Origin of the sequence: uncultured Mucilaginibacter sp. (assembly GCF_903913935.1) — a bacterium.
Taxonomy (GTDB): domain Bacteria; phylum Bacteroidota; class Bacteroidia; order Sphingobacteriales; family Sphingobacteriaceae; genus Mucilaginibacter.
Map to the genome: position 1 here is coordinate 1 of NZ_CAIWNH010000331.1, position 4,517 is coordinate 4,517.

The window sequence follows — 4,517 nt, forward strand, 5'->3', positions numbered from 1 at the left end:
ATCTTAACAGGACAAACAAACAACAATAATGTACTATCTTTATTTATTAAAATCAGTCAACTTTTTTTAGGACAAGTCACGTTGCGCTACAAGTGCTACAACCTGCTACAAAGTGCTACACAGTTGATTATTAATTATTTAACTACTGACAAGATTTTGTCAGTGACAAAATCTTGTCAGTAGTTTTCACGGCAATGAAGCGTAAATCACCCTTTAACATCCCCCGAATGTACGGGCTGTTCTTCCTGCTCATGTTTTTTGGCGATTTCGCCGTCGTGCGGTTCATCAGCATGATATATTCGGTCTGCTTTACTCACTTTGCTTTTACCGCCATTATCGTGTGGCCTTTTCGTAGGCGTATCTGCAGGCGATGGTTTATCTTTTGAATTTGCTGGTTTTGTCATACCGTATTAACAAAGCAGGTTTAAGATTGTTTATTTTGTCTGAACCAGGATTGAACAGATACATCAGATTAACAGGATGAAAATCCGATGAATCTGATAAATCCTAAAAATCCCGGTTCAGACAAACAAAAAAGGCTTCTCCAAAACAGAGAAGCCTTTCAATATTCAAAATCTTGATTTTTATTGTGCCGATAAAGCAGCCGCGCCGCTTACAATTTCGGTAAGCTCGGTGGTGATCGCTGCCTGGCGGGCCTGGTTGTAGGATAGCTTTAAAGCTTTTAACAAATCGCCTGCATTCTCAGTCGCTTTATCCATCGCCGTCATACGGGCGCCATGTTCAGATGCGTTTGAATCCAGCACAGCTTTATATAACTGTGTTTTGATGTTTTTAGGAATCAGTTGCTCAACGATATACTCCTGTGAAGGCTCCAAAATATAATCAACCTGTGCAGCTGGTTTGGCATCCTTTTTTACTTCAATTGGCGCCGGTTTCGGTACGGGAATCAGTTGCTCAGCAATCAATATCTGCATTGCGGCATTTTTAAATTGATTATACACCAGTTCAACCCGGTCATAATCGCCTTTCAAAAAGCCATCCATAATGCTCTCGGTGATCTTTGAAGCATTTTCGAAATTCAAATCAAGGTACAGGTCGTTATTGTTGCCAATAACATTGTAATTGCGCCTTTGATAAAACTCCTGGCTTTTTTTACCGATCGCTACGATAGAAACATTACCTGCTTTTAACTGGGCACTGTATTTCTCGGCGATGAGGATATTGGCGGTTTTAATAACGTTGGCATTAAAAGCGCCTGCCAAACCACGATTGGAGGATACTACGATAACCAACACCTTATTGGGCTCGCGGTCGGCCAGAAATGGCGATGAACCATCCTCAAGGCTTGCCGATAAGTTGGCCAATAATTCCTTTAGCTTGTTAGCATAAGGGCGCAATTGTACAATAGCATTCGTAGCCCTTTTCAGCTTAGCCGCCGAAACCATTTTCATAGCTTTGGTGATCTGCTGTGTTGAGCTTACGGATTTTATCCTGTTTCTTACTTCTTTTAAATTAGCCATTTGTTAATGTGCAAATTTCAAATGTGCAGATGTGCAAATGATCTGCATTTTGTTTATTTATGTATCAATTAGTAGTAGTTTTGTTAATCATTTGCACATCTGCACATCCGCACATCTGCACATCAAATTACGTAAACTAGTACTTCCCGGTCATTTCTTTAGCTACTGTTTCCAGTACGCCGGTGATCGTGTCGTCAAATTTACCTGCTTTAAGGGCAGCCAAAGTTTCAGGGTGACGTGCTTCCAGCTGGCTGGTAAATTCGCTTTCAAATTCACGGATCTTATTTACCGGAACATTACGCATCAGGTTTTTTGTACCCAGGTAAATGATCGCAACCTGTTTTTCAACAGTTACAGGTGAATATTGTCCTTGTTTTAAGATCTCAACGTTACGTGCACCCTTGTCCAATACAGTTTTAGTTGAAGCGTCCAGATCTGAACCAAATTTTGAGAAAGCTTCCAGCTCGCGGTATTGTGCCTGGTCAAGTTTTAGGGTACCCGCAACTTTTTTCATTGATTTGATCTGCGCGTTACCACCCACACGTGATACCGAAATACCTACGTTGATAGCCGGGCGTACACCTGCGTTGAATAAGTTAGATTCAAGGAAGATTTGACCGTCCGTAATTGAAATTACGTTGGTAGGGATATAAGCAGATACGTCACCAGCTTGTGTTTCGATGATCGGCAATGCAGTTAATGAACCACCGCCTTTTACAATACCCCTGATAGAATCAGGAAGATCGTTCATGGCTTGTGCGATCTCATCATTCTGGCTGATCTTAGCGGCACGTTCCAGTAAACGGCTGTGCAGGTAAAATACGTCACCAGGATAAGCTTCACGGCCCGGTGGGCGGCGAAGTAATAAAGATACTTCACGATAAGCAACCGCCTGTTTTGAAAGATCATCATAAATGATCAAAGCAGGGCGACCTGTGTCACGGAAGTACTCACCAATCGCAGCGCCAGCAAACGGAGCAAAGAATTGCATGGTTGCAGAGTCAGAAGCGTTGGCTGCTACGATAATAGAAAATGGCATTGCGCCTTTTTCTTCCAATGTGCGAACGATGTTAGCTACGGTAGAAGCTTTCTGGCCGCAGGCAACATAGATACATATTACCGGTTTGCCGGCTTCGTAAAATTCTTTCTGGTTAATAATGGTATCGATACAAACCGCAGTTTTACCTGTCTGCCTGTCGCCGATTACCAGCTCCCGCTGTCCGCGACCGATAGGGATCATCGCGTCAATCGCTTTGATACCTGTTTGTAATGGCTCGGTTACTGGCTGACGATAGATAACGCCTGGCGCTTTACGCTCCAAAGGCATTTCATAGGTCTGGCCTTTTATAGGGCCTTTACCATCGATTGGATTACCCAGGGTATCCACAACACGGCCCAGCATGCCTTCACCTACATTGATAGAGGCGATGCGGTTGGTACGTTTAACGGTATCACCTTCTTTTATATCATCGGATTTACCAAGCAATACCACACCCACGTTATCTTCTTCAAGGTTAAGTACGATACCCTGTAAACCGGTACCAAACTCAACCAGCTCGCCTGATTGTACTTTTGTTAATCCGTAAACGCGCGCGATACCGTCGCCCACCTGGAGCACAGTACCCACTTCTTCTAATTCAGATTCTGACTTGAAGCCGGCTAATTGCTGACGCAAAATTGCTGATACTTCATCTGGTCTTACCTCTACCATTTTTTAATTTTATTTTAGCGTTTTTGTTGTTTTTATTAATTAACCCCCTGGGCAAATTCTTTTTTCAATTTTCTAAGGTCAGCAGCTATACTGGTATCTACCTGCCTGTCACCAACAGTTAAAACAAAGCCGCCGATCAGGGATGGGTCAACTTTTGCTTCAAGTTTGATATTACCGCCGGTGGCCTTTTTAATATCAGCAACCAGTTTTTCTTTATTCGCTGCTGATAATTCAGTAGCCGATACTACGCGGGCCTCAACAATATTGTTCATGATATCGTATTGGTGCACATATTCCTTAGCGGTTGCATATAAAACTTCGCCGCGGCTTTTGTTGATCATCAGCTTAAAAAAGGCATTGGTTACTTTATTAACCTTTTTGCCGAATACTTCATCCAGTATGTTGATCTTTTTGGGGTGCGAAACGATCGGGTTGGCTAAAACCGCTTTCAATTCGGGATTAACCCTTAAAGTATGATGAAAAAGGTCCATATCATTCTTGATCTCTTCAACAAGCTTTTGTTCACCTGCAAGATCAATTAGTGATTTGGCGTACCTTGATGCGACTGTTAATTCTGACATATCTTTATATTTCGGATTTCGAATGTTCGATTTCGGATTTATTTTATTTAAAATTCAGGCATTTTGCTTTTGCTCATTTTTCTTAATTCCGAAATCGAAATTCCGAAATCCGAAATCAAAACGTTAGCTTAATTTAACCTCTTTTAAAAGCTCCTTAACCAGTTCGTCCTGTTTTTTCGAATCCTCAAACTGCTTGCGTAAAATTTTCTCAGCAATTTCCAGTGATAAACTGGCCACCTGGTTTTTTACATCAGCCATAGCAATTGCTTTTTGGTTGTTGATTTCGACACGGGCAAGTTCAATCTGGCGTGAACCTTCTTTTTGAGCTGCTTCTTTAGCTTCGCTGATGATCTGGTTTTTAACTTTGGTTGCTTCTGATAAAATGGCGTCGCGTTCGGCGCGGGCCTGTTTAAGCAAAGTTTCGTTTTCGCCGGTTAAGCGGGCCATTTCTTCTTTTACAGCTTCGGCTTTTGATAAGGCCGATTCAATAGAGTTTTCGCGTTCAGCAACGGCAGCTAAAATAGGTTTCCAGGCAAATTTACCCAGTATAAATAATAATATCGCAAAACAAAGCGTCGTCCAAAAAACTAATCCTAATGCGGGGGTAACTAAATCCATATTTTAAGAATATTTATAATAATCAATTAATTAAGTGAAAAACAGCCCGGAGCCAACCGCTCCGGGTTGTTTTTTCGCTGCACCCTAAAAGAATGCTGCAACCACCACCGCAAACAGGGCCACACC

Annotated in this window: 5 protein-coding genes; all 5 read right to left on the bottom strand. The window is 42.1% G+C overall.

Annotation, left to right across the window (positions count from 1 at the left end; translation table 11 throughout):
- Window positions 1–206 precede the first annotated feature (206 nt).
- A complete protein-coding gene (locus QZY09_RS13100) occupies window positions 207–404 on the bottom strand; it encodes a hypothetical protein (RefSeq protein ID WP_295673048.1) in 198 nt (65 codons plus the stop codon).
- 180 nt (window positions 405–584) lie between these two features.
- Window positions 585–1,481, bottom strand: a complete 897-nt coding sequence (gene atpG, locus QZY09_RS13105) for an ATP synthase F1 subunit gamma (RefSeq protein ID WP_295673050.1) — start codon at window positions 1,479–1,481, stop codon at window positions 585–587.
- A gap of 136 nt (window positions 1,482–1,617) precedes the next feature.
- Window positions 1,618–3,192 (bottom strand): F0F1 ATP synthase subunit alpha, encoded by a 1,575-nt coding sequence (gene atpA / locus QZY09_RS13110; protein WP_096355234.1) that lies wholly within the window; start codon window positions 3,190–3,192, stop codon window positions 1,618–1,620.
- Window positions 3,193–3,227: 35 nt separating this feature from the next.
- On the bottom strand, window positions 3,228–3,773 hold the full coding sequence (gene atpH / locus QZY09_RS13115; RefSeq protein ID WP_295673051.1) for an ATP synthase F1 subunit delta: 546 nt from the start codon (window positions 3,771–3,773) through the stop codon (window positions 3,228–3,230).
- 123 nt (window positions 3,774–3,896) lie between these two features.
- On the bottom strand, window positions 3,897–4,391 hold the full coding sequence (gene atpF / locus QZY09_RS13120; RefSeq protein WP_295673053.1) for a F0F1 ATP synthase subunit B: 495 nt from the start codon (window positions 4,389–4,391) through the stop codon (window positions 3,897–3,899).
- Window positions 4,392–4,517 lie beyond the last annotated feature (126 nt).